This is a genomic window from Paenibacillus sp. FSL K6-1558, assembly GCF_038002565.1.
In the GTDB taxonomy this organism is placed as follows: domain Bacteria; phylum Bacillota; class Bacilli; order Paenibacillales; family Paenibacillaceae; genus Paenibacillus; species Paenibacillus polysaccharolyticus.
The window spans coordinates 1,656,162-1,678,991 of the sequence record NZ_JBBOCV010000001.1 but is presented as its reverse complement, the minus strand read 5'-3'; the positions used below and the strand labels follow the sequence as shown (position 1 = coordinate 1,678,991).

The 22,830-nt window shown below is 45.2% G+C and carries 34 protein-coding genes and 1 tRNA gene; 31 read left to right on the top strand and 4 right to left on the bottom strand.

Annotated elements, in window-relative coordinates:
- Positions 1 to 86: 86 nt before the first annotated feature.
- Positions 87 to 172: transfer RNA gene (locus MHI38_RS07195), tRNA-Leu, on the top strand.
- A gap of 76 nt (positions 173 to 248) precedes the next feature.
- Here the strand turns inward: MHI38_RS07195 and MHI38_RS07190 are convergent.
- From MHI38_RS07190 to MHI38_RS07180, 3 genes are all read right to left on the bottom strand, one after another.
- Positions 249 to 1,529, bottom strand: a complete 1,281-nt coding sequence (locus MHI38_RS07190; RefSeq protein WP_341181115.1) for a site-specific integrase — start codon at positions 1,527 to 1,529, stop codon at positions 249 to 251.
- 74 nt (positions 1,530 to 1,603) lie between these two features.
- Positions 1,604 to 2,014, bottom strand: a complete 411-nt coding sequence (locus tag MHI38_RS07185; RefSeq protein ID WP_341181114.1) for an ImmA/IrrE family metallo-endopeptidase — start codon at positions 2,012 to 2,014, stop codon at positions 1,604 to 1,606.
- Positions 2,015 to 2,023: 9 nt separating this feature from the next.
- Positions 2,024 to 2,443, bottom strand: coding sequence for a helix-turn-helix domain-containing protein (locus tag MHI38_RS07180; protein WP_341181113.1), 420 nt, complete (start codon positions 2,441 to 2,443; stop codon positions 2,024 to 2,026).
- 190 nt (positions 2,444 to 2,633) lie between these two features.
- On the opposite strand from MHI38_RS07180, the gene MHI38_RS07175 reads away from it, so the two are divergent.
- The 3 genes from MHI38_RS07175 (at position 2,634) to MHI38_RS07165 (ending at position 3,456) form a co-directional block, all read left to right on the top strand.
- A complete protein-coding gene (locus tag MHI38_RS07175; RefSeq protein WP_175397639.1) occupies positions 2,634 to 2,840 on the top strand; it encodes a helix-turn-helix domain-containing protein in 207 nt (68 codons plus the stop codon).
- Positions 2,841 to 2,875: 35 nt separating this feature from the next.
- Positions 2,876 to 3,196 carry a helix-turn-helix transcriptional regulator gene (locus MHI38_RS07170; protein WP_341181112.1) on the top strand — a complete coding sequence of 107 codons (321 nt, stop codon included), beginning with the start codon at positions 2,876 to 2,878 and terminating at the stop codon, positions 3,194 to 3,196.
- A 74-nt stretch (positions 3,197 to 3,270) separates the two neighbouring features.
- Complete coding sequence (locus MHI38_RS07165; RefSeq protein ID WP_341181111.1) at positions 3,271 to 3,456, top strand: hypothetical protein; 186 nt, start codon at positions 3,271 to 3,273, stop codon at positions 3,454 to 3,456.
- A 164-nt stretch (positions 3,457 to 3,620) separates the two neighbouring features.
- Here the strand turns inward: MHI38_RS07165 and MHI38_RS28740 are convergent, their stop codons facing one another.
- Positions 3,621 to 3,845, bottom strand: coding sequence for a helix-turn-helix domain-containing protein (locus MHI38_RS28740; RefSeq protein ID WP_445667204.1), 225 nt, complete (start codon positions 3,843 to 3,845; stop codon positions 3,621 to 3,623).
- A gap of 165 nt (positions 3,846 to 4,010) precedes the next feature.
- Here MHI38_RS28740 and MHI38_RS07160 point away from each other — a divergent pair, with 165 nt between their 5' ends.
- From MHI38_RS07160 to MHI38_RS07030, 27 genes are all read left to right on the top strand, one after another.
- Positions 4,011 to 4,316 (top strand): hypothetical protein, encoded by a 306-nt coding sequence (locus tag MHI38_RS07160; protein WP_341181110.1) that lies wholly within the window; start codon positions 4,011 to 4,013, stop codon positions 4,314 to 4,316.
- A gap of 95 nt (positions 4,317 to 4,411) precedes the next feature.
- Complete coding sequence (locus tag MHI38_RS07155) at positions 4,412 to 4,861, top strand: hypothetical protein (RefSeq protein ID WP_341181109.1); 450 nt, start codon at positions 4,412 to 4,414, stop codon at positions 4,859 to 4,861.
- Positions 4,854 to 5,243, top strand: a complete 390-nt coding sequence (locus MHI38_RS07150) for an HNH endonuclease (RefSeq protein ID WP_341181108.1) — start codon at positions 4,854 to 4,856, stop codon at positions 5,241 to 5,243. The genes MHI38_RS07155 and MHI38_RS07150 overlap by 8 nt, the downstream gene beginning before the upstream one ends.
- A 191-nt stretch (positions 5,244 to 5,434) precedes the next feature.
- On the top strand, positions 5,435 to 6,475 hold the full coding sequence (locus tag MHI38_RS07145) for a hypothetical protein (RefSeq protein WP_341181107.1): 1,041 nt from the start codon (positions 5,435 to 5,437) through the stop codon (positions 6,473 to 6,475).
- Positions 6,476 to 6,492: 17 nt separating this feature from the next.
- Positions 6,493 to 7,107 carry a hypothetical protein gene (locus MHI38_RS07140; RefSeq protein WP_341181106.1) on the top strand — a complete coding sequence of 205 codons (615 nt, stop codon included), beginning with the start codon at positions 6,493 to 6,495 and terminating at the stop codon, positions 7,105 to 7,107.
- A complete protein-coding gene (locus MHI38_RS07135) occupies positions 7,076 to 7,411 on the top strand; it encodes a hypothetical protein (RefSeq protein WP_341181105.1) in 336 nt (111 codons plus the stop codon). The genes MHI38_RS07140 and MHI38_RS07135 overlap by 32 nt, the downstream gene beginning before the upstream one ends.
- 14 nt (positions 7,412 to 7,425) lie before the next feature.
- Positions 7,426 to 8,982 carry a PcfJ domain-containing protein gene (locus tag MHI38_RS07130; RefSeq protein WP_341181104.1) on the top strand — a complete coding sequence of 519 codons (1,557 nt, stop codon included), beginning with the start codon at positions 7,426 to 7,428 and terminating at the stop codon, positions 8,980 to 8,982.
- Positions 8,979 to 9,944: a DUF3102 domain-containing protein gene (locus tag MHI38_RS07125; protein WP_341181103.1), complete on the top strand. Its 966-nt coding sequence runs from the start codon at positions 8,979 to 8,981 to the stop codon at positions 9,942 to 9,944. Before MHI38_RS07130 ends, MHI38_RS07125 begins: the two co-directional genes overlap by 4 nt.
- A gap of 6 nt (positions 9,945 to 9,950) precedes the next feature.
- Positions 9,951 to 10,247 (top strand): hypothetical protein, encoded by a 297-nt coding sequence (locus MHI38_RS07120; protein WP_341181102.1) that lies wholly within the window; start codon positions 9,951 to 9,953, stop codon positions 10,245 to 10,247.
- A gap of 39 nt (positions 10,248 to 10,286) precedes the next feature.
- Positions 10,287 to 10,586, top strand: a complete 300-nt coding sequence (locus MHI38_RS07115) for a hypothetical protein (protein WP_341181101.1) — start codon at positions 10,287 to 10,289, stop codon at positions 10,584 to 10,586.
- A gap of 155 nt (positions 10,587 to 10,741) precedes the next feature.
- Positions 10,742 to 10,930 (top strand): hypothetical protein, encoded by a 189-nt coding sequence (locus MHI38_RS07110; RefSeq protein ID WP_341181100.1) that lies wholly within the window; start codon positions 10,742 to 10,744, stop codon positions 10,928 to 10,930.
- On the top strand, positions 10,927 to 11,277 hold the full coding sequence (locus MHI38_RS07105; protein WP_341181099.1) for a hypothetical protein: 351 nt from the start codon (positions 10,927 to 10,929) through the stop codon (positions 11,275 to 11,277). The genes MHI38_RS07110 and MHI38_RS07105 overlap by 4 nt, the downstream gene beginning before the upstream one ends.
- A complete protein-coding gene (locus MHI38_RS07100) occupies positions 11,231 to 11,608 on the top strand; it encodes a hypothetical protein (protein ID WP_341181098.1) in 378 nt (125 codons plus the stop codon). Before MHI38_RS07105 ends, MHI38_RS07100 begins: the two co-directional genes overlap by 47 nt.
- A gap of 1,228 nt (positions 11,609 to 12,836) precedes the next feature.
- Positions 12,837 to 13,202 carry an HNH endonuclease gene (locus MHI38_RS07095; protein ID WP_341181097.1) on the top strand — a complete coding sequence of 122 codons (366 nt, stop codon included), beginning with the start codon at positions 12,837 to 12,839 and terminating at the stop codon, positions 13,200 to 13,202.
- 95 nt (positions 13,203 to 13,297) lie between these two features.
- Complete coding sequence (locus MHI38_RS07090; RefSeq protein ID WP_341181096.1) at positions 13,298 to 13,921, top strand: terminase; 624 nt, start codon at positions 13,298 to 13,300, stop codon at positions 13,919 to 13,921.
- On the top strand, positions 13,914 to 15,677 hold the full coding sequence (locus MHI38_RS07085; protein ID WP_341181910.1) for a terminase large subunit: 1,764 nt from the start codon (positions 13,914 to 13,916) through the stop codon (positions 15,675 to 15,677). Before MHI38_RS07090 ends, MHI38_RS07085 begins: the two co-directional genes overlap by 8 nt.
- A 117-nt stretch (positions 15,678 to 15,794) precedes the next feature.
- Positions 15,795 to 17,033: a phage portal protein gene (locus MHI38_RS07080; RefSeq protein WP_341181095.1), complete on the top strand. Its 1,239-nt coding sequence runs from the start codon at positions 15,795 to 15,797 to the stop codon at positions 17,031 to 17,033.
- Complete coding sequence (locus tag MHI38_RS07075; RefSeq protein WP_341181094.1) at positions 16,963 to 17,574, top strand: HK97 family phage prohead protease; 612 nt, start codon at positions 16,963 to 16,965, stop codon at positions 17,572 to 17,574. The genes MHI38_RS07080 and MHI38_RS07075 overlap by 71 nt, the downstream gene beginning before the upstream one ends.
- Before the next feature lie 12 nt (positions 17,575 to 17,586).
- Complete coding sequence (locus MHI38_RS07070) at positions 17,587 to 18,816, top strand: phage major capsid protein (protein WP_341181093.1); 1,230 nt, start codon at positions 17,587 to 17,589, stop codon at positions 18,814 to 18,816.
- Between the two features lie 54 nt (positions 18,817 to 18,870).
- On the top strand, positions 18,871 to 19,137 hold the full coding sequence (locus tag MHI38_RS07065; protein ID WP_341181092.1) for a hypothetical protein: 267 nt from the start codon (positions 18,871 to 18,873) through the stop codon (positions 19,135 to 19,137).
- Positions 19,112 to 19,654, top strand: coding sequence for a phage head-tail connector protein (locus MHI38_RS07060; protein ID WP_341181091.1), 543 nt, complete (start codon positions 19,112 to 19,114; stop codon positions 19,652 to 19,654). Before MHI38_RS07065 ends, MHI38_RS07060 begins: the two co-directional genes overlap by 26 nt.
- A gap of 9 nt (positions 19,655 to 19,663) precedes the next feature.
- Positions 19,664 to 20,125 carry a hypothetical protein gene (locus MHI38_RS07055; protein WP_341181090.1) on the top strand — a complete coding sequence of 154 codons (462 nt, stop codon included), beginning with the start codon at positions 19,664 to 19,666 and terminating at the stop codon, positions 20,123 to 20,125.
- Positions 20,126 to 20,127: 2 nt separating this feature from the next.
- Complete coding sequence (locus MHI38_RS07050; protein ID WP_341181089.1) at positions 20,128 to 20,475, top strand: hypothetical protein; 348 nt, start codon at positions 20,128 to 20,130, stop codon at positions 20,473 to 20,475.
- Positions 20,462 to 20,950: a phage neck terminator protein gene (locus MHI38_RS07045; protein ID WP_341181088.1), complete on the top strand. Its 489-nt coding sequence runs from the start codon at positions 20,462 to 20,464 to the stop codon at positions 20,948 to 20,950. The genes MHI38_RS07050 and MHI38_RS07045 overlap by 14 nt, the downstream gene beginning before the upstream one ends.
- Positions 20,943 to 21,947, top strand: a complete 1,005-nt coding sequence (locus tag MHI38_RS07040; RefSeq protein WP_341181087.1) for a DUF3383 family protein — start codon at positions 20,943 to 20,945, stop codon at positions 21,945 to 21,947. Before MHI38_RS07045 ends, MHI38_RS07040 begins: the two co-directional genes overlap by 8 nt.
- Before the next feature lie 13 nt (positions 21,948 to 21,960).
- Positions 21,961 to 22,347, top strand: coding sequence for a phage structural protein (locus MHI38_RS07035; RefSeq protein ID WP_341181086.1), 387 nt, complete (start codon positions 21,961 to 21,963; stop codon positions 22,345 to 22,347).
- A gap of 27 nt (positions 22,348 to 22,374) precedes the next feature.
- Positions 22,375 to 22,680 carry a hypothetical protein gene (locus MHI38_RS07030; protein ID WP_341181085.1) on the top strand — a complete coding sequence of 102 codons (306 nt, stop codon included), beginning with the start codon at positions 22,375 to 22,377 and terminating at the stop codon, positions 22,678 to 22,680.
- Positions 22,681 to 22,830 lie beyond the last annotated feature (150 nt).

Genomic DNA, 22,830 nt, shown 5'->3' with positions numbered 1-22,830 from the left:
CCTGTTTCATTTTTTTAGGAAAAAGGGTTGCATTATTAATTTATTCATGGTAAGATATTTCTTGTCGCCAAGAAAATATTACATACGCCGGGGTGGCGGAATTGGCAGACGCACAGGACTTAAAATCCTGCGGTAGGTGACTACCGTACCGGTTCGATCCCGGTCCTCGGCATCTAGGAAAGACCCTGAAATCCCTTGTCCCTCAAGGGGTTTTTCTTTTTTTTATAATTCGGAATGGAATGCCTAATTCACCGTGAATGAGTGGATTTTTCATCTTTGGGGACGGATTGGGGACGAACTTTTGGATCGAACACGTCAAGGTGGGCTGTGGTTTGACGGCTCAACTTCTTGGTTACGTGGGTATATGTGTCTGTGGTCACCTGAGAAGTCGAGTGTCGCAATCGATGTTGGATCTCTTTAATGGATGCGCCTTGTCCTAGCAGATAAGTTGCATTCGTATGTCGTAACCCGTGCAAAGATACATTCCGGAATCCATTTCGTTCACACCATATTTTCCACTGTTGGGTTGGTGTTGTGTGATAATAAGGTTTTCCTGTCCCTGAATGAAAAACAAAGTTTCGATCTCCTCCTTGCCATTTTCCGTTCGCTTTTGCTTCGAAGCGTAATTTGCGCATGGACTTAATATGAGCTGCTAATTTTTCCATATACCATTGCGGCATATCTACATAGTCATCAGATGCTTCGTTTTTAGTGTCGGTGATCTCCGCTTGGCCATTCTCTGTATGTGAGATACTCTCATCAATACGCAAACGATTATTCTTGAAGTCACAGTCATCTTCATCTAAAGCGATTAACTCTCCACGTCTAAATCCCCCAATTATTGCTCCGAGAAAGTAGAGTTTCCAGTGTGTGTTGCTCTGTATTAATGTTTCAATGACCTCAGTGGCTTCGTCTTCCTCGAAAAAGTTCTTCCTGTCTCTTCGAGCTTTCTTGTCCTCCTTGCTGATCTGAGGGCGCTGTATGCCGTTTAGGGGGTTTTTGTTAAGGACGCCCCATTCTACAGATCGCTTGAATACACTCATAGTCACATCATAAATATATTGGATTGTACGAGAACTGATTGTCTCTTTACCGCCTCGTTTATCAATTCGGACACCTGGTTTCCTTAAATCATTGAAAAGTGTTACAAGCCTCATTGTTGTGATTTCGTCAATCTTTAAATGGCCAATGACCGGTAACACATAATTCTCAATTTTAGAACAGTGTGATAAGAATGTCGTACGCTTCAATCTTGGTTCAGCATCTTTGGGTTTCCATTCGTTTTCATAGAACTCTTTGAATGTGAGCTTAGAGGGTGCGATGTAGCTGCCGCTAAGGACCTCCTGCTTAAACTTGGCGAGCTCGTCTTCTAAATAATCTCTAAGCTTCTTTGTTGTCTTCAAAAGCGCCTTATCTTCCACAGTTATCGTTTTACGCGGACGATAACGACTGCCATCATTATTAAGTCCAAAGTCTACTGTGAATCGCCACTTGTTTTCTCCTCGTTTCTCTATGCTTCCTTTTGCCACTTCTTTCCCTCCGTTCCGAACATCAGTTCTATTTTTATGTATGGTAAACAGCCTTGCGGCTGGAAAGCGCAAAGTTACATTTCGAGATGATGCAATTGCCTCGGTACTCCACAACGTAATAGGTAAGCTTCTTGGGTTTCACCTAGAATTCGTTCTGTGTAGTAGGTTAAAAGTTTAACGGCAAAAAGATTTGCCTGTCTTTCATATTTGCCCATGTTGAAAAATGTATGTTCATCTATCCAGAATTGGCTTAAACCTGAATGAAGTCGATCATGCCCAAGCTCATGAGCGCATACTACACGCTGCCACTCTTCAGACAATCCATTGTGAATGACAATAAATCTCCTTCGTAACCGCCTATAGTAAAACCCCCTAGTTCCAGGATCCAACTCCGCGTGACGAATTAATATGTTCAGACCTTTGGCTATTTCAAAAGGATCGTTTGTTTTGAATCTACGAACAAGCTTGTGAATGATGTCATCCAATTGGGTCACCTACTCTTTGTCTTTAGGGTTTGCCTTTTTTTTACGTCCGTAAGTTTCTTTGTTCAGTTCTTTGGCTTCCCAGAGTAGACCAGTAAGGATATCCATGGCTCTTTGTCGCTTTTCGTCTGTGATCGGCACTCCATCAAACAAGACGGGTTGATCTTCTTCAAGAATTTTCTTAATGTCCGCTAGATCTTTGGGAGTAGCCCAATCAGGAGACGGCTTTTCTTCTTCCTGATCCATAAAGTAATCAAGTGGTTTACTGAAAAAATTTGCAATTGCCTGAAGCGAATCCACTTGAGGGTGTTTTGTTTGTCCAGAAAGAATCTTAGTAAGACCTGTATAGGAGACACCAGTTTCTTTAGAGAGTCGGTATTTAGTGATACCTTGTTCATCCATTAGTTCTAATATCTTGTCTGCTAAATCCACCTAAATGGCCTCCTATATATGACTCTAATGTGTTATAACTCTATGAAGTTATAATAAAACAGAAAAGAGAGATAAGTCAAGCGAATCAAAGTAAACGGGAGATAATGTCGGATTTTGCAACTCTTTTGAGTTATAACTACGATTGTATATAACACCATAGAGTTATAAAATGTGTTCAGGAGGTGATCACATGGGGTTGGAAATCGAAGCAAATATTAAGAGGTTGATTGATAAGAAGGAATGGACAATTTACCGCCTATCCAAAGAAAGCGGAGTTGCCGTATCAGCACTTTACAGCATCGGAAAGAAAAAACAAGGTCCATACGCGGAGACTTTAGTAAAACTGTCTAATGCTCTTGGATGTACCGTTGATGATCTGGTAAGAGGCCATATCTAAAGTGCATTATAGCACAGTTGGAAAGGAGAATTGGTATGGATAAAATGTTAACCGCTCTTGAAGATGCGATCAGGTCTATCGTGAATGAGCAAGTGGGCATAGTTGAGAAAAGGCTTAAAGCAGAGTTTTCTGGGCTAATAGACAAAACGCTTGACGTGATTGAAGCAGCAAAGCACATAGGTGTTTCAGAAAAACTGATTTACCGTATGTGCCAGGAAGGAAGAATTCCCCATGAACGTTACGGGGCAACCGGTTCAAGAAGACCAACAATAAAGTTCCGTCTTGCTGATTTGGAAGCTTGGAGAGCTGAACAGAGAGCGGCGAATTACTACAGGAAAGAAGAAAGAGCCCAATAGCAGCATAAGAAACGATGTATTGTGCCGGTAACAATGTGTTGGAAGGTGTATGAACTGAAGAAAGGGGCTATTGAATGGAATCGATTAATTGGTTCGCTTGGGTTCACCTACAAAGTCTTGTAAAGTTTCGGCAAAGTAGAGACCTGAGTTCGAAAAGTATTTCATGGCTTGATAAGGAAATTGCTGAATTGAAGCAGGATCTCGGAATACAGGAGCGTGGACAACATGCCAATACATCAGCAGTTGCTTCAGCGTATTAAACTCCTTCAGCAGATGCAACTTGATTCTCCAGAAAAAGCGAATTGGTTTGATGAATCTCTTGAGTACCTAATTAACGAGGATTGCAACAAAGAGACTGAATAAGGGGGGATAGTAGTCGCCCTGAAGTCGTATCAAGACAGAACCCCCCGGGCTAAGTATTAAATCAGGTTCTGCCTATGAGGTAATCGCTAGAGACATCAAGTGCATTTGAGATTTTCAGCAAGTTTCGTTGTCTAGGCTCGAACTTGCCATTAAGCCAACGTCTTACAGTGAGAGGTGAAACGTTGGCAAGCATAGCCAAAGCAGTATGGTCTAGGTCGCGTTCTTCCATAACGGATTTCAGCCGCTTGGAGAACTCAGAATCATAAAAAAAGAAAATGAAGAACATGCATCACACTCCATTTGCCCGGAGGGTTCTGCCTTGATACGACAACAATAGGACACTTACAGTTTAGCATATTTAGGAAATTGATAGATTAGCAACGATGTACTGGAAAATGTAACGGTGTGTTGGAATGAAGGATATGTAATTTAGCGTAGGGAGGTATGTCACTTGAAGGATAAGAGGCGTGAGCTTCGCAAGAAGCATAATGAGATATGCAGAAACATTATGAATGAAACAGATGCATCAGACATCAAGAAGCTTCAGGCAGAACGAGAGCGGATAGAAAAAAAGATTAAACAGACGGAAGGTGGTTCTGGTGTCAAAGACAAAAAGCGCCAGAAACGCGATATCGGAAATTGTCTATTATGTTATCGGCGTATCAAGTACGGCGAACCATATGTAGAGTCAAACAAACGCATTTTCTGCAAGGAACGTCATTTAAATGAATACATTGCCCTTAAAAATGAAAAATGACCACGCCTGGTCCGCGTAGTCATTAGTTAATTGCTATACAAAAAATATTACGGCAATCATATCAAATTTTATTTTGTAGCACAAGGAGGTAAGTCTTGGACATTAACGATTATCTCCGTGAAGTATTCAGTTCACGTACAAGTGCGGAACAAATGGACGAGTATATCAAGCAGATAAAACGCCTCCGAAAAGAGGCCACGGAGTACGACGAAGATTCTCCGGGTGGAATGATTGAAATGATCCGTCTGCTCACAGATGCACATACGCTCATGGGGCGTGTGTCAGCTCAGAAGGAGGGCGACTACGCCAAGATACATGTATTGCGCGATAACGTTGACGCTGAAGCACGGGCTACAGCAAAGCGCGGTGAGAAGGAAGTAGCGGCTGCTCGTGCAACTGCTGAACTCCGCATGATTGAAGCTGATGCACTGGAACAAAAGGCTTATTGGAAGAATGAGCTTAATTCGGTTAAGGAAAAAATCTATGAACTGCGCCTTCGGGTGCGGATTGAAATGCATATAACAGGAGGCGGAGTACATGGCTAAGTTTGAGTTCGGATTGAATCCTGCGCCTAAACCTAAGCACAAGCGGCGTAAGCTCACTCAGGGGCAACACACGGCTATTACAGCCAAGGTGGACAAAGAAGTATACAGACGTTCCAGTGAAGCAGGATACACGAAATGTGAGCGTTGTGGCTGTAGTGTGCCGCTTTACCGCTTCGAGCGTGCTCATATGATCAACGCCAGCCAGTACGGAACCGGACGCGCTCCATGGAACATTGTTGTTCTGTGCGGCCCCAAAACCGCATCTGGTACGTGTCACCAGTGGGCTGATGAAACAACTGAAGGTCGAGCTTGGAAAGTGAACAAGCAGGCTGAACTTTACATTTACTACACAGTTGGAGAGGGACAGAAATATTGGAAATAGGACAGTCATTGTCCCTCGGATGTCCCCGGGGACAAGTTGGGGACAGAACAGGGATGTGCTGGGGATGTCTCGTTTCTGTCCTGATCATGTCCATTTGCAGGAGGCGGTGAACAGCATAGATGTTATGGATTAAGAGTTATCAGGCGACAGACAGGGACCCCCAGACACGAAAATTATGCCGTTTGACGGGTATGGATGTACCTCATGCAGTGGGCACGCTGCACATGATTTGGTGGTGGGCACTTGATTGGGCGCCTGATGGTGATATAAGCAAATTTGAGGCAATTGATTTGGCTGAAGCAGCTCATTATGACGGAGATGCGAATAAACTGTTCGACGCTTTAATTGAGGCGAAATATATCGGGAAAACCCTTGTCGGACATGAAATTTTGAACTGGCATAAGATTGGTGGTCAGGTGATCGAGGGGCGAAAAAAAGAAGCTGAGAAGAAGGCAAAACAGCGTGAAAAAGCCGCTGCTAAAAAAGCCGCTGAAGCTTCCGTTAAACCTTCTGTCCCTATGGATGTCTCCGGGGACAACCTAGGGACATCCCAAGGAAGTCCACCCCCTGTCCCGGTATATAAAGAATTAGATATAGATTTAGATAAAGAAGTAATTAAAGAAAGAGAAACCTCAGAACAACAAAAAAATGAAGACCCAAACCAAAATCAAGATCAAAACCCGAAGTCCGAAAAGACCGCGGAAAAAGTGGCCCCGAAAAATGAGCCAAGTGGAAAATCGGAAAAAGGGAAAAAAGGGTCCCGAAAAATAAAGGAGTACGAGCCGGACAGCCCGTTTCTGAAAATGGCACTTTACTTCAAAGAAAAAGTTGATGGATTCGCAGAAGAAGAAGGGGTTGCCCATTTGTTGAAAAATTCGAACATGCAAAAATGGGCGAATGAGTTCCGGCTACTGACTGAAAAGCAACCTGAGAAACGCTTGATATTTGATGTGATGAACTGGTTGCCTACAAGTACATTTTGGAGGAAGAATGTGCTATCTGGCGCAACATTTCGAGATCAGTTTTTGAAATTGGTTTTAGCGATGCGTGAAGATGAGGCAAAACGTCGAAAGGGTTCCGGCGGCGCGGGAGGCGGCAAAGGCGGAAAAACACCGATTCCTATCGTGCAACATGATACTAATCCGGATGATGGGCCAAGTGATGAAGAATTTGAAGCAATGATGCGTGAAGCAGCGGCTTCTCAGGCGTCCAAGGCTGGTGAAAGACCATGAACCCACTACACCGTTGGTTGAACAAGCTAGAAGTGGCGAGCAGTGGAATACCTGTTTTTGTTCCACGCCAGATACGGGATGAAGTCAGCGGCGAGTGGGTTTGGGATGGTCGTTGGAATATGGAGCGTCCAATAGGCGATATCTTGCTTGGGATTAAGCGATGTGGGGAGCTGGGGGCGGCTGTGGCCGATGATGAGCAGCCAGCGGGCTATATCTATGCGGCCAAGACAAAGGATCAGTTCCGATACATGCCGCTATTTTCTCGGGCATTCGAGCAACTTGTTGAGGACAAGCTTACTGAATTGGAGCGAACTGCTATTAAGCTCCGCCAAACTTATGCTGGATACGGAATGAGAGCCAGGATAGATAGGGCCGTTGAATCACTAGTAATTCAGGGGTACACGCTGGACCGGCTCAAACTGGTCGTTTCCCCTTTTGATAGATTGGCGGCGGATGAAGATGTTCGGACAACCTTCGGGATGTTGACTGTGGCACCGGATAGGATGGTGCCGGAAGGTGTGTCGTATGTGATACAGGATACTGGCAAGGATCGTGCTCTTGCCTGGGTTAAAAAACGGAATGAATGGAGGCAGGAACAACATGGAAGCAGCAATAGCAAAATTGAGGGCTGAAATGGATGGGGCAGGTGCGAACGCATATATCAAGCTAATCGGGGATTTCTTAATCAAGCATGTGCAGGATAACCCTGGTACTGCGGATTTGGTTGCGGCCGCTGACAAGACGATTGCTAAAAGTCTCCTTGCTATGCAGGCAGAGGCCAAGAAAAAGGCAGTTGGCGGGATGGCTATGCTGACCGATGCAGAAGGATTTGCTGTAGTGCTGAATTATTTTGGATTGCAGGGTGCGAACATGCCAGCACCGGTTGTCGAAGAGAAGTCTGCGCGGTTTGATGTTAAGCTGGATGATTTCTTATGAGGGGGAACAGTTCAATGGAATTTAAAGATGCTGTTAAGCATTTCCCTATGAAAATAAGTCGGTCACTTGTCAGGTTCGTAACTGAAACAGCTTTAAAAGACAGCAGGTACTTGTTCATAAAAACAATGAAAGGCATTCAATCAGCATATTGCACATACTGCAAAAAACAGCATTATCCAGAAGCGAAACTTAAGCACAAACAGCTTCTTCGGGTTGAGTGTCCTCACTGTAAATCAAAGTGTAAGGTACGAGCTTCAGGTCTTGGGCGTAAATATATGCTGGATCGTGCAGTAGTTGTTTGGTATGAAAAATCGATATTAGATAATAAAACTATTGTTGCTAGAGTGATCGAGGTAAGAAGAGACTATAGCGGTGACTACACAAAAATAGAAACAGAATACAGTTCCAATATGCATTATGTATTCCGTCCAGGTAAAAGTTTTTATTACAGCTATGAAAAACTACGCTCAGAGGTAAGGTCTGCATTTGATGAAGTATCTACACGCTATGGATCGGGCTGCCCAAGGTTCATGTCACTGTCGAATATTAAGAGAGCTGTGAAGGGTACTCCATTTCAGTATTCTACTTGGGAACAGTACACGAAGTACAAGAATTCCTTTTATGTAACTGATATGGTTGAATTTTTTGATCTAGCATCCAGATATCCTTGTGTAGAATATCTGACCAAAATAGGATTTGAAAGTTTTATATGGGCAAAGCTCTACCGAGAACAGACATATGGAGCAATTTACTGGCAGGGAACAACACTTATGAAAGTCTTGCGGCTGGATAAAGTGGAGTTGCGAGAGATACGAAACCACAAACTTGTGCTGACCCCAAAAGAACTGAGGTTCTATCAATATGCTCGAAAAAGAGAACTGCCCGTCACACTTCGAGATGCGGCAATAATAGGTGGAGTGTATGGGGGCTATATAAATAATTACTACAAAGATGCTTGTAAACTGGCCCCTGAAGCTACAGTCATTAAATATATCTTGAAACAAATGAAAAAAGAACATTACAAAGGTGACAACTTGTATTCTATGCTTTCTGATTGGCAGGATTACAGAAAACAATGTAGAGAGCTTGGAATGAGCCTTGATGAAGAACGATACTTATTCCCAAATGATTTGAATAGTGCTCATGCTGAATTGGGAAAACGAATCAAGTTAAAAAATGATAGAGCTATTGATTTGATTATTCAAAGGCGGGCAGATGGACTGAAAAAATTCATGTTCCAAAAGGATGGGTTACTGATTCGTCCTATCATGTCACTAGAAGAATTACACGATGAGGGAATAAAGCTGAATCATTGTGTGGGTAGTTATGCAAAAGACTACGGAAATGGACGGATTATCATCATGTGCATAAGGAAAGAAGATGCCCCTGATATACCTTACTTCACCATGGAGCTAGTGGGAAGCAAGGTAATGCAGTGTCGAGGGATGAAGAATTGCAAAATGACTGATGATGTCAAACGTTTTGTTGATCAGTTCGTGGTGACTAAGCTTGTTGTTAAAAAGCAGAGACGTGTTAAAGGGTCTAAAAATACCGAGGGGGTAGCCGTATGAGCCAATTAGCCATCCGCACCATTGAGACAATAGCAATCGAGATTAACAGCATTAAGGATCAGACACGCAAGATCATGATTCATAGTTCTATCGAGATTGGGCGCAGGCTGACAGAGGCTAAAGAGATGATGCCGCACGGCGAGTGGATGAACTGGCTGGCTGATTCGGTTGATTACTCACAGAGTACAGCTAACAACCTCATGAAAGTATTCAAAGAATATGGTTCTGATCAACTCTCATTGTTTGGAGATAATGCAGAATCGGAAGCGCTTGGGAAATTGAGTTATACGCAGGCAGTTGCCCTGCTGGGTATTTCAACGGAGGAACGTGAGGCTTTTGTGCAGGAGAATGACGTGGATAACATGTCTACTCGTGAGCTGGCTGAGGCAGTCAAGGCTCGTAAGGATGCGGAGAAGGCCAAGAAAGAGGCTGAAAAGAAGCTGAAAGAGGCTCAGAAGGCTATGGAGCAGGAGCGGAAGCTGCGGGAGAAGCTGGAGAAACAGCATGAAGACCATGCGCAGATTGTTGAACGGCTCCAGAAGCAGGCAGAAGAAGCGGAGGCGGCTGCGGCCAAAGCTGAATCAGGTGAGGATGATGGACGAGCTGTTGAATTGCAGGCAGAGCTTGAAAAGGCGAAGCAGGAACACGCAGCGTCCTTAGCGCAGATTAAGCAGCTTGAACAGGATTTGAAGGCGAAGCCGATTGATGTTGTCCCTGCTACTGTAGAGGTAGAGGTAGTTCCGGCGGAAATCACAGCAGAGTTGGAAGAGTTGCGTAAGAAGGTAGCACAAGGTACAGGCGAGGAAGCAGCCATATTTAAAGCCCACTTCAAGAATTTGAATGATGCATTCGCTAATCTGCTTGGTGCCCTGGAGGTTGTCGGCAAAACGGATCAGGAGATGCACGCTAAGTACAAGGTTGCTACAAACGGCCTAATAGATCGAATGAAAGCTGAGTTGTGATGAGATATGGCTTTCCTGTTCTTCTACTTTGAAGAATTCAAACCAGGGATGGTTTGCAGAGTGGTAGGAAGTCCAGATAACAAGATGGTTGTTGTTCATAAAGTATTTGAGGACATGCTCTGGTGTTACGATAATCGGCCTGTTGAATACAAGTTGAACAGCAAAAAGCAACGGGTCATAGCATTTGATCCAGCGTGTGTCATGTCACCTTATCCAGCTTCCTGCCTTGAAATCACACCGTTGATCCCGATGCAGGAGGATGGCTGGGGTGCATCATATCGGCATAAAAGGATGTGGCTTTAAATACGGAGGGGATTGCCCCTCTCTCATAGGAGGGAATACATGATTAAAGCAATAGCATTTAAGGCGAAGGAAAAGAACGGCCGTTATTTATGCGATGGGATAGACTGCGGAGACTGGGGAGACGAGAATCTTGATACATCCGTATTGTCTGATGCAATGTTGCTTATCCGCAAGGACTATTCCGAGCCGGATGAAAAGGATATCGAGGGCTATTACAAATTCATGGCCTCTCTGCCGTTGACCAACGATATTCAATCCATCAAAGACAATTATGATCCTGTAACAGTTATTTTAACTCAATCGGAACTTAAGATAATACGTGAGCGGAATGGTTGGTGAGGGAGACAAAATGATCATTGAATTAGAAATTGGCGATAATGTTGAATGCCCTACATGTAAGAGGGAATTCACGATAACTCATATGGATGATGAAGAGCTGGACGATACAGATTTCTATTTTGAACATGTAACATTGTGTACTGGAGGTACAGACGATGGCGAGAGTGAGATATTTTAAATGTGAGCAGGGCGGGAAAGTCGTAGAACTGTTTGAGAGCAGCCATCCAGCCCGAGCCATTGCGGACATATCTGACAAAAAGCGTGCGCAACCGGACATAATCATTACTCAGATTCCCGAGGATGTATACAGGGAGCTGGAACAGGTTGAGGCGGTGACAGAATGAATCAAACGACATTGGAAGGCGCGCAGGCGAAAATAGACAGTCTGGCAAAGGATCATTTCAGTGAATCCGACTACGAATTGTTTTGTGCGGTTATGTTGCAATTAGAGAAGTACAAGTCACTCTCCGATACCCAGCGGTCTGAGTTGTACAATCAAGATAAGGAATTTGCTAATCATATGGAGATCCAGCAAGAAGAAATTAATTCTCTCACAAGATCCGTATCATATTGGCAACACCAATGCACTTTACTTTATGTAGAAAACAAGAGGTTGAAGAGGGAACCAGGAGAGGGTGCAGAGCATGGGGGCGGTGATTATCCAAATGGAGCTATTCCCAAGAGCGGATAAGACAGATTACGAAGCAGCTCGAAGCATGTTGAAAAGGTATTCGCGGATGAGACAAACAGCAAATGCACTGAACAACCGTTCCCTGCTATCTGACAAGGAAGAATTGGTCAAGATCGAGTATCATCAAAAAGCCGATGCTATAGAAATGGCCGTGAATCTTATACAAGATGATGGGGTCAAGAAAGTAATGGAATATAGATTCCTTCGAGGGTTTCCGCGCTGGGGCACAGTCAATCGATTTCAGAGCATAACTGATAGGTCAGTAGACAGGAGAATCGTCCGAGGAATAGAATCTGTGGCCGAGACTCTTAAATTAATTGGAGCCATCTAATCAAACCAAAAAAACCAAAGGGGAGCGACCCCTTTGGTTTTCTCAGTTCCTATTCGCTAAGTCTACTATGTAAGTAACACAACAGAGCAAAGCTAAATGATGCCCATCCAAATCCCAGCGTTGAGAGGAAATACTCAAGCGTGAAATCGAGGTACACCACCAGGTAAAAGTAAGCAGGTTGTTGCCAGTTTCTCATTATCATCATCCTTCACATTTTGTTCAGGGGCAGATTGCCCAGGTCTGGGGAGCAGCTGTCAGCCATTCCCCAGAAATGCAAAGGACAATGTGAGAAACGCATCATCCTACTATTATCATTTTACCTAACAGGAAAGTGTGAACAAACAAATCAAGGAGATGATTAGAGAAACTGGCGATTTACCCCTGCTAAAAGTAAATCTAATGTCCTTTAGTGATCCGAATTTGTTTGATAAGCTTTCGCTCGATCAGACGACACAAATTTCATGCTACACATAGTTTGGATTCACCCTCCTTCATCATCTTTAACTTAATTTGTTGTCACGCCTAATATTATAGTATCTTCCAGTATTTAGCGCAAGGAACTTTAAATTAAATAAATGCTATCTGATGGTTGCACGTTATGGGTTTTGCGTCTGTAGCACGTCTGTAGTGGGTCGGCACAACGTCTGTATTTCAGACTTAAACTAGGCACATAGGGAAGGAAAAATCTTCCCCGGTGTGCTTGGTGCCCGTTATCGCTCCAGGACTCAACCATGCTGAGTGACCCGGAGAGAGTCTATGGACTTCTCTCAGATGTGGCGGTGTGGACGTGGGGGATGCGGGCAAGATCACCGCAAGTTCGCTCCATCCGGGCGAGCCATACAAATACGGATAATTATATAGCAGGTTCTTAACGGAGCCTGCATCATGGTCTGAGAGCAACAGTCTGGGGGCAGGTCCCAGCCGGACCAACGAACGGTTTGACTATGTTTTACTCCTCCTTGATTGAGCCATCCATATACGGGTGGCTCCTTTTTTTATGGAGAGATTCCCAAGCGATTGTAATTATGAAGGGAGGTTTTGAAGATGTCTGAAGGTGGTGGCGTGACAAATGATTAGGAGTCCACACTTTGTGGCAATTAAAGAACGTCCTGTACCTGTTGTGTCCAATCTCCAGCCCAATCAATGTAGAGGGTGCGTGTGGGGGGCATGGGCGGGTGCTAAGCAGATGTGTATGTTACCGAAATGCAGAAAGGAATGAGCGCTGAGTATGCCGCTTAAAAAGTTCTGCGCTAAGCAAGGGTGTAAGGAGACTATAAACGAGGGCAGATATTGTGAAGACCACCAAGACCAAGTACATAGCTATGACCAACATAGAGGGACAGCAGCAGAGCGAGGATATGACAGCCGATGGCGTAAGGCCAGGGATGGATTCCTGAAGAAGCATCCGCTATGCGTCACTCATTGGAAGGAAGGATATGTACAGGCGGCTACGGTAGTCGATCACATACAGCCACACAGGGGAGACAAGACGTTGTTCTGGGATCGTAACAACTGGCAAGCATTGTGTAAGCAGTGCCACGATATCAAGACAGCTAAGGAGGACGGCGGCTTCGGCAATGGGGGAGGGGGGTGAAATCTCTGGAAACCTTTTGGACGATAGACCGCGTCGGACTTATTTCGCGCAAAAATTCGTTTTATAAATTTTTCTGAGGTTAGGGGGTACCTCTGATGGGAAGAAACGCCAAACCGGTTGGACTCCATCTTGCGGAGGGTAACCCAAACAGACTGACGAAAGCACAGATTCAAGCCAGACAAGAAGGTGAGGTTAAGCTTGGAAAAACTGAGTTGGAAAAGCTGAAACCTCCAGTGTTTGTAAAGGATGACACAATCGCCTTCTCTCATTGGAAACAATGCATGAAGGAATATAAAGCTGCTGCTGTTGATGGTGTGAACTTGCTTTCAAGTTCTGATGTTGGTCTTTTAGCTATGTATTGTCGAACGTATTCAGAATACGAAAAACTGCTGAAACAGTACCAAAAAATCGAGCGAATTTCCATCGAAGATTATGTATTTGAAGAATATTTCGAGGAATTGGCTCGAAAAGCCGAGGAAACAGAACAGGACCTGAACGAGTATGGGCTTCGGGCACAAAAATATCTGTCTCAACTGGCATCCATTGAAGGTGTCCTGAAGATCGAAACTGCGATCAACAAGAAAATGGACATGCTCATAAAAATGCAGGACAGGCTATTCCTGAATCCGTTGTCCAAGGTGAAGAACGTTCCGAAACCAAAAGCCAAGGAAGAAAAGGTGAGTAAGTTTGGAAAGTTCGGTGCCAACCGCAGTGGCTAATCCGCAAATATACCCATACAACACAGTTGGTGAGACGGACCGAGTAACGGCCTACGCTCTCGAAGTCACGTCCGGCAGGATCATAGCGGGACAAGCCCAACGCCAGGCGTGCGAAAGGCACCTTCGAGACCTAGAACGACAGGGCACGGAAGATTTTCCTTACGTGTTCGACCCAGATAAAGCCCATGAGATCATAGAATTTGCCGAGTCCCTTACACTGGCTGAGGGTGAGGAACCGACGCCTCTTGAATTATGGGGGTTTCAAGACTTTATCTTTGGATGTTGGAACGGCTGGCTGAAGATGGACGGGTATCGGCGTTTTCGAACCTCATACATCCAAGTAGCTCGGCAGAATGGTAAGTCGTTGGGAAATGCGGTTCCTGCGTTGTATTACGGAAACTTTGACGGATACAGCTATCCGCAAGTTTACGTTACAGCGACCAAGGAAGCGCAGGCACGAATTGTATTAAAGGAATGTATCAAGTTTATTGATGCAGACCCAGAGTTGGCCGGGGATGAATACGAATCCGGTCTTTTTGACGTGAAGGATTATAAAAGCACGATCCTGTGTACCGTTTCAAGAGGCGAGATAAGAGCGCTTGGTCGTGACACTAAATCCATAGATGGTTTCAGGCCGTACTTTGCATCCGTGGATGAGTACCACTTGCACAAGGATAACCAGATGTACAAACTACTGGCTGACGGAACCAAGAAGCTGAAGCAGTGTCTTATTTCCGTTATCACAACAGCCGGATTTAACATCAACGGTCCATGTTACGAATTGTACAAGTACTGCAAGTTAATCCTGTCTGGCGCTCATGCAGATGAAACGCAATTTGTATTTATTTGCGAGCTGGACAAAGAAGACGATGTCTGGGACGAATCGAACTGGCCGAAGGCGAACCCTCTCTGGACTCCTGAAACATTGGAGAGCTTGCGTGCTGAAGCGATCAAAGCGAAGGTTCAACAAGGCGAAGAGCTTCGGAACTTCCTGACCAAGTCCCTGAACAGATGGGTGCAGTTCTCAGATACTCAGTACATGAATATGGAACATTGGGTAGCCTGTGAATCTGATACAACCATCGAAGACATGGAGGGCAAGGAATGTTATCTGGGTCTGGACTTGTCTTCAGGTGGAGACTTAACGAGTGGTGCGTTGGAATTCCCGTTAGACATTAACGGGCAACGCAAGTATTACATTCATTCACACAGTTGGATTCCGGCTGCGCGGGTTGACGAACATGTGAAGAGTGACTTTGCACCTTATGACATGTGGATCATGGAAGGGTTGCTGACCCCAACAGAGACGATGGGCGGAGTCAAGACAGATTACAAGTACATCCTGTCTTATTACCGGGACTTGATTAAAAAACATAATTTGAAGCTGCTAGGCATAGCGTATGATCCACACAACGCAGATGCTTTTTTGTCTGACCTGGAAGAGTTCGGTGTCGATCTGGTTGAGATTGTTCAAAGCGCTAAGAGTTTGAATGATGCTACGGTGGATTTCAAGTTGGAGGCAGAGGCCAGAAACGTGATTTACGACAAGCGGAACAAACTTTTAACGTGGAGCATGGCGAACGCCAAGACGGTCAGTAACAGTTTTGGCGAGATCAAAATAGATAAGGATCCTACTGCCAAAACGAAGCGGATTGACCCGGTGGATGCTGTCATAGATGCCCACAAGCTGACGCTTTCAAATTCAGCAAAACCGAAAAGGTCTGTTTATGAAGAACGTGGCGTCAGAGCGATTTAATGAAAGGGGGTGTAAACACTGCGGATACCATTTGTTTCAAAGTTATTTGAGAAGCGGAGTGATTCCAGTGACCTGAAGAATCCCAAAAGCTGGCTCTACAATGCTTTAGGTGTTCCGATGGGTCGAGGGATAGCCGTCACAGAATCAACGGCCATGCGTTCAACAGCCGTGCTGACTTGCGTAAGGATTCTTGCTGAGTCGGTAGCTTCATTGCCCTTGCCTGTTTATAAGCGGTTAAACCCAAGAGGGAAAATGAAGACCAAACACAGAGTTTCCGATCTTTTACAGAACAGGCCTAATCCGAGAATGACCGCTTTTACTTTTCGTGAAACTATGATGGCTCATATTTTGTTGTGGGGTAACTGCTATGCGGAAATCGAATTTGACTTAGCTGGCGAAATCGTTGCGCTTTGGCCTATTCCCCCTCACAGGGTTGAACACATGGAAACGGCCGAAGGAGATCCATTTTTTAGAGTCGCGACAAAGGATGGAAAACAGCATAACGTCCCGTTTTATGCCATGTTCCATATACCTGGACTTGGATTTGATGGAACCAAAGGCGTATCCGTTATTCATTGGGCGAGACAAGCCGTGGAACTAGCATTGGCAACCGAACAATTCGGAGCTGACTTCTTCGAGAACGGGACGAATGTCGGCGCAGTTGCAACGCTTCCTGGAACATTATCCGATCCGGCCTTTGAACGATTGCAGAAATCACTTCGAGAAAAATACGAGGGTCTGGGGAAGGCTCACCGTCTAATGCTGCTAGAAGAGGGTATGACATTTTCTAAAAACACGATTCCACCGAATGATGCTCAATTTTTGGAGACAAGGAAATTCCAGATACTTGAGATTGCACGGGTATTTCGCGTGCCGCCGCACATGATGGCAGACCTTGAACGGGCTTCGTTTTCAAACATCGAACAACAGTCTACCGATTTTGTTATTCACTCGCTCCGGCCATGGCTGATCAGATGGGAACAGACCATCAACTGGAAGCTATTTTCATCGAACGAGCAAAAGCGGTTCTTTGCCGAGCATCTTGTTGAAGGATTGCTTCGCGGGGATTCAACAGCGCGTGCGGCCTTCTACAAAGAAATGTTCATGATCGGTGTTTATTCTCAAAACGACATTCGGGAAAAGGAAAATGATAATCCCATAGACGGCGGTGATCGGTACTATGTACCGCTTAACATGTTGCCGCTGGATATGCTTGACGACTATTACAAAAATCAGAACAAGGAATCTCCTGAGCCAATTACACCGAAGGGAGGTGATAACGAAAATGGGGAAAGAGACAAAGGAACAACGGGAGATAATCCTACCGGGGAGTCGGCCGGAGGTTCGGAAAGTTGATGGAGAGCCGACCAAAATCATCGGTTACGCTGTGAGGTGGGATCAGTTATCACATCCGATATTTGGGATGTTCCAAGAGAAGTTCCAACGGGGCGCATTTACTGAAGCTTTGCAGAACCCGGATGTATACGCCTCATGGCAACATGATAGCCGAGAGATTTTGGGTCGTACTCCTGGGACACTGCAATTATTTGAGGATGATCTTGGACTGAGATATGAGATACAGCCTCCGAGCTGGGCAGATAAACATGTAGAGACGATTGAGCGCGGAGACGTGCGAGGATCGTCTTTTATTTTCCGGGCAGTCAAAGAAGATTGGGACGAAACGGGTGACATGGCTATCCGCAGTGTTACGAAAGCAGAGTTGTTTGAAGTATCACCTGTCACGACTCCGGCATATCCACAGTCTTCGGTCGGCATCCGTTCAGCTGAAGACACTTTCCAATCAAGGCCTAAACCTGATGTGAGTGAAGATGAGGCAGAGAAACGTTCGGCAGCTTTACTTAAATTGCAAATGAGACGAAGAAAATTAAATCTTTAGGAGGCTACTACTTTGGAAAACTTGATGGAACTGCGCCGCTTACTCGCGGCCAAGAAAGAAGAAATGCGCTCGATGCTCAATAAGGCCGAAGGGGAAAAGCGGGGCTTTAATGATGAGGAAGAAACTGCGTATACAGCCTTGGAAAAAGAACAACGCGAACTCGAAGCCAAGATTAAGTTGGAAGAACGCAAGCAACAGAACGCAATGTCTGCGGTTGAGACGAAGAAACCAGTCGATGATCCAGCATTTGAAGGCGAATTTCGTGACTTCGGTGACTTGCTCGCCACGTATCGTTCGAATCCGTCCGATGAACGATTAAAAGAGTACCGTGAACTCGCTGTCGGTGCGAACGTATCTGGTGGAATCTTCGTCCCTCCACAGTATTCAAAACAACTTCTTGAAATCGCTGCGGAGACAGCGGTTGTCCGTCCTCGGGCTGTCGTGATTCCAGCAGATGGTACATCACCAGATGCAACTATCAACCTTCCGGCTCTTGATCAAGGCGCAGGTTCAAATATTTACGGCGGCGTAGAGGTCACATGGATTGGTGAGGGTGACGAAAAGCCAGAAACAAATGCGAAGTTCCGTGATATGAGCCTTACACCGCATGAAGTGGCAGCGCACATTGTTGTGACGGACAAGTTGCTTCGCAATGCTCCAGCAATAAGTTCAATCGTTAATCGCCTTTTTGGTGGAGCCATTGCCGCTGCTGAGGATAGGGCCTTTATGTTTGGTGATGGTGTAGGCAAACCACTTGGGGCATTTACTTCAACGGCCGCGACAACGATTGCTCGTAAAACAGCAGCAGTCATTACTTATGCAGATGTTGTTGCAATGCTTGCAAAGGCTAAACTTGGCGGTAGATTGGTATGGACAGCTTCTCAATCCATCTTGCCGCAGTTGTTGACGATGAAAGACGAAGCCGGAAACCTTATCTTTCAACCTAATATCGCCGCTGAAATCGGCGGAACGCTTCTTGGATATCCAATTAGATTCACTGAAAATTCGCCAGCGCTTGGGACTGTCGGAGATTTAACACTATCTGATTTTGGATACTACGTTATCAAAGACGGGGCGGGTATCTTTATCCAAGCTTCGGACGCTCCGCTGTTTACACAAAACAAAACGATCATCAAAGCATTCTGGAACGTGGATGGCAAACCGTGGGTTAATGGTCCGTTCACACTTGCGAATGGATACCAAGTGTCTCCGTTCGTCAAATTGGGTATCCCAACTGCTTAATTAAATATCACAGGCGGCCTGGACATTCCAGGCCTGATAGGAGGACGGAGAAAGATGGCCAAAGACGAAGTTTTGAATTACAAGGTAATTTCTGCATTTAACGATAAAGAAACAGAAGAGTTGATTGAAACTGGGTCACTGTATGCCGCTGATCAGAAGCGAGCGAACGTCCTGAGGGCTGCGGGAGTTATTGCCGAGGATGATGAAGGGCAAGCGATACCTAAACAATCCAAAACGGCTGATTCGGGCAAACAAGATTCCAAGACACAAGATGATACAGCAGGCGGTGCTCCTAATGCTGACGACACTCCAAAGAGCTAAAGGAATGTTGTCCATTCCTGCGGACGACACTTCACAGGACTTGTACCTGATATCGGCTTTGTCGGCGGCATCAGAGTGGATTGAACGGGAATGTAATCGAAGCTTTGAATACAAGACATACCAACAGACATTGGACGGTCCTGGAACGCAGTTCCTCCGGCTTCGCAACTTCCCCATTCACTCGGTATCCAAACTGAGCATTAGCGATAAAGTTCAGCAAGCGGACTCTTTTAAGATTGAGTCTGAAAACGGTATGTTATTTAAACGCTCTGGATGGCCTTGTGGCGCACGTTTGGTTGAGGTGGAATATTTGGCGGGTTATATCCTTCCAAGCGACGACATGGAGGCTCCGGCGTCCACGTTGCCACAAAAATACGAACTCGCCTGTGTATTGCTTGCCCAAACTCTCATGAGAGAGCAAGGCGTCACGAGCGAGAGGGTAGGTAACATATCCGTAACATACAAAGATGAGGGCCGAAGCCTGCCGGGTGCAGTCAAGGCTCTTATTCAGTTGTGAGGTGATTGAATGGCCCGTGCAAGACGAGCAAACGTCACGTATACCGGAGATATGGACTTATCTGTAATGGTTAACCGTGTACGTCCATTGATAGATAAAGAGGTTGTCATAGGGGTTGAGGGGAATGCGGAACTGGCTATGATTGCAGCAGTTCACGAATTTGGTTCAGCCAAGATGAATATTCCGGCGCGTTCCTTTATCGGCTCCGGTAAAAAGAAGGCGCAGGCCGCCATTAGCAAGCTTGTCCGAGCCGGAGTAAATGAAATCGCACTTGGAAACAAGTCGGTTGAGTCTCTCTTACAAGAGATTGGACAAGTCGGGCAACAACGTGTGGTTAAGAACTTTGACCGAATCAAACAACCTGGACTATCTGTAATTTATGCTCGTGTCAAAAAAGGGAATCGTCTATTGCAGTCTGATATGGATTTGCGAGAATCTATCGTGTTCCGCGTGCGGAATAAAGGGGGGTAACCATGCGATTTGATCAAGCTCGAATCCTAAGCAAATATGAGCGTCCATACACCCTAATCCGTGAGGGCGAGGGAGATTGGGACTCGGTTGGCGTCTATCGACCTCCCGAAACCGAGAGAATCGCCCTGAGAGGGTCGATACAACCTTTAGGGGATAAACTCACCCAAACGGATGGAGGACGTTACACAGTGGACGACAGGCTGTTATTGACTACGTATCGACATGATTCGGGGGATGTCGTGGAGCATGAAGGTAAACAGTACACGGTTGAGTCTGATAGTGACTGGAATCAGTACAGCAATGTCAACGAGTACCGTTTAAAGCGGGTGAGTACACATGATCCAGTTTGAGGCGATCCGAAAAATCATGATCGAAGGATTGTCGGCGGCTATCGGCGTGCGAGTCATTGAGATTGACGGAGTGAACAAGGTTCCACCAGTTCCGTTCATGTCATATGACTTTTCTGATGAAAGCGGTGTGCGTGGTCACATGGCCGTAACCCTTGAAGACAACAAAATGGTGCATACAGGAGATGTGACGCTAAGCGTGACGTTTCAAAGCTATGCCCATGATCGGTTGGGAGCTGTCGTGTTGGCGAATCGGGCGAGGGATTGGCTTCTTACGTCCGGTCACAGGCTCTTGAAGGACGAAGTCAACACAGTTGTCGTGACCGTTGGTGAATCTGTGAAAAATGATGTACAGATTGGTACAGAATGGGAGCGGCGAAACGCTTTTGAAATTGAATTACGAACTAAAAACGTGATCGAAGAAGATTACACGCCGATTGAATCGGTGAACGTGGAAGGAGTTGAGCCAATTGGCTAAGGACGTAAATGTAATTATCCAGATTGAAACGCCAACGCCAAGGCTTGGTTTTGGTAAACCTTTGATCTTGGGGAGTGCAGCAACGGCTAAACCGTATAAAACATACTTGGATTTAGCTACTGTGAAGGCGGATTATGGCGAGACAACAGAAGAATATAAGGCAGCTGCGGCAATTTGGGCACAGGGCGATTATGCACCGGCAGAGATTGCAATTGCCCGGCAGAAAACCGGGACAGAGCCTGAGACAGTATCGGATGTGTTGGAACGCTTGTTGAAAGAGGATTGGTACTTTCTCATTACCACCACAACAACGCAGTCCGATGTTGATGAATTTGCGGCAGCAATCGAAGCAGACGACACACGGGAATACTTCACAAGAGCAAGTGATTTGGCGGTGGTGTCGGCGCTGAAGGCAAAGGGATACAGCCGGACAACAGTTTTCTATCATACAACCATCACTAATTATCCTGAAGCGGCTTTGATTGGACGTGTCGGGTCGGCTCCGGTTGGCTCTGTGACGTGGAAATTTATGTATCTCCAAGGGATTGAACCTTTGGACATTACAAACACCAATTTGAATGAAATTCATACAGCCGGAGCCATTACCTACGTCACGAAGGCCGGGCGAAACCAGACCTCTGAAGGAAAGACGTTATCTGGAGAATGGATTGATGTCATTCATTCAAAGGATTACATCAGATTCAATATTGAATACGCGATTCAAATCTTGTTTGCTGACTCTGACAAAGTGAGCTTTGATAATACGGGAATTGCGCAACTGGAGAGCGTTACTCGTAACGTACTGCGGCAAGCGTTCCAACAGAAAATGATTGCACAAGATAATGATGGATTGCCACTTTATGGGACGAACTTCAAAAGACGTTCTGAAGTCGATCCTGCGGACCGCGCCCAACGGAAATATAACGGAGGCGAATTTTGGTTTGAACTGGCGGGTGCGATCCATGAAACAACAATTCGCGGGGTTATCCGCAAGTAAGGAGGTATAGCAGATGAAGACGTATGATCCAAAGGACATTACCGTGACCATCAAAGGCGTGTACTTAACTGGATTCAGTGAGGACATGGTAGAGATTGAGAAGGACGAAGAGAACTTTGAAACCAAAGTCGGAGCGCAGGGAGACGTTCAACGTAACAAAATAAACAACCCATTATCCACGGCCACAATCACGCTTCTGGGAAGCAGTCCACAATTGAAATTTATGAACAATTTGGCGAATACGGGGGAGTCATTCCCATTTTCATTAATTGATGCAGGTATGGGTGAAAACATCACGGCAACAGAGGCTTACATTAAAAAGCAACCAACTAGAACATACGGCACGGAGCTTGAAGACAGGGAATTCGAATTGCAACTTGTAGATGCGCAGTTCGACTAAAATATAAATAGAAAAGGATGATTTATCATGGCAGGTATTTTCAAACAAAAGGACTTCAAAAGTGAAAATGGAACGGAATATGTTTTCCAACATCCGGGTGTACGGATGATTTCAAAAATTAACGATCAATCAAAAAATAAATTTGGCGTTGTTTCAGAGGAACGATTGGCGGAGCTAATGTTAAAACATGTTGTGGTCACGCCAAAAGTGACTATTGATGATTTTACCGATTACGAGGAATATAGCGCAGTAATCAATAATGCGTATGCTTTTATTACTGGTAAGGGTGATGAAAATGATAACGAAAAAGGAAGCGAAAGAGAGGGCGACTAGGAACTGGCTTCAATGGCGTTTGCTCCTGTCTGACATGTCCATAACGTATAGTGATTTATATATAATGGATGAGGATGATTTGCTGGAAGCCAACGCCGCTCTTGATATTCACAATGAGCACATGGAAAAACAGAATAAAAAGAAGAAATA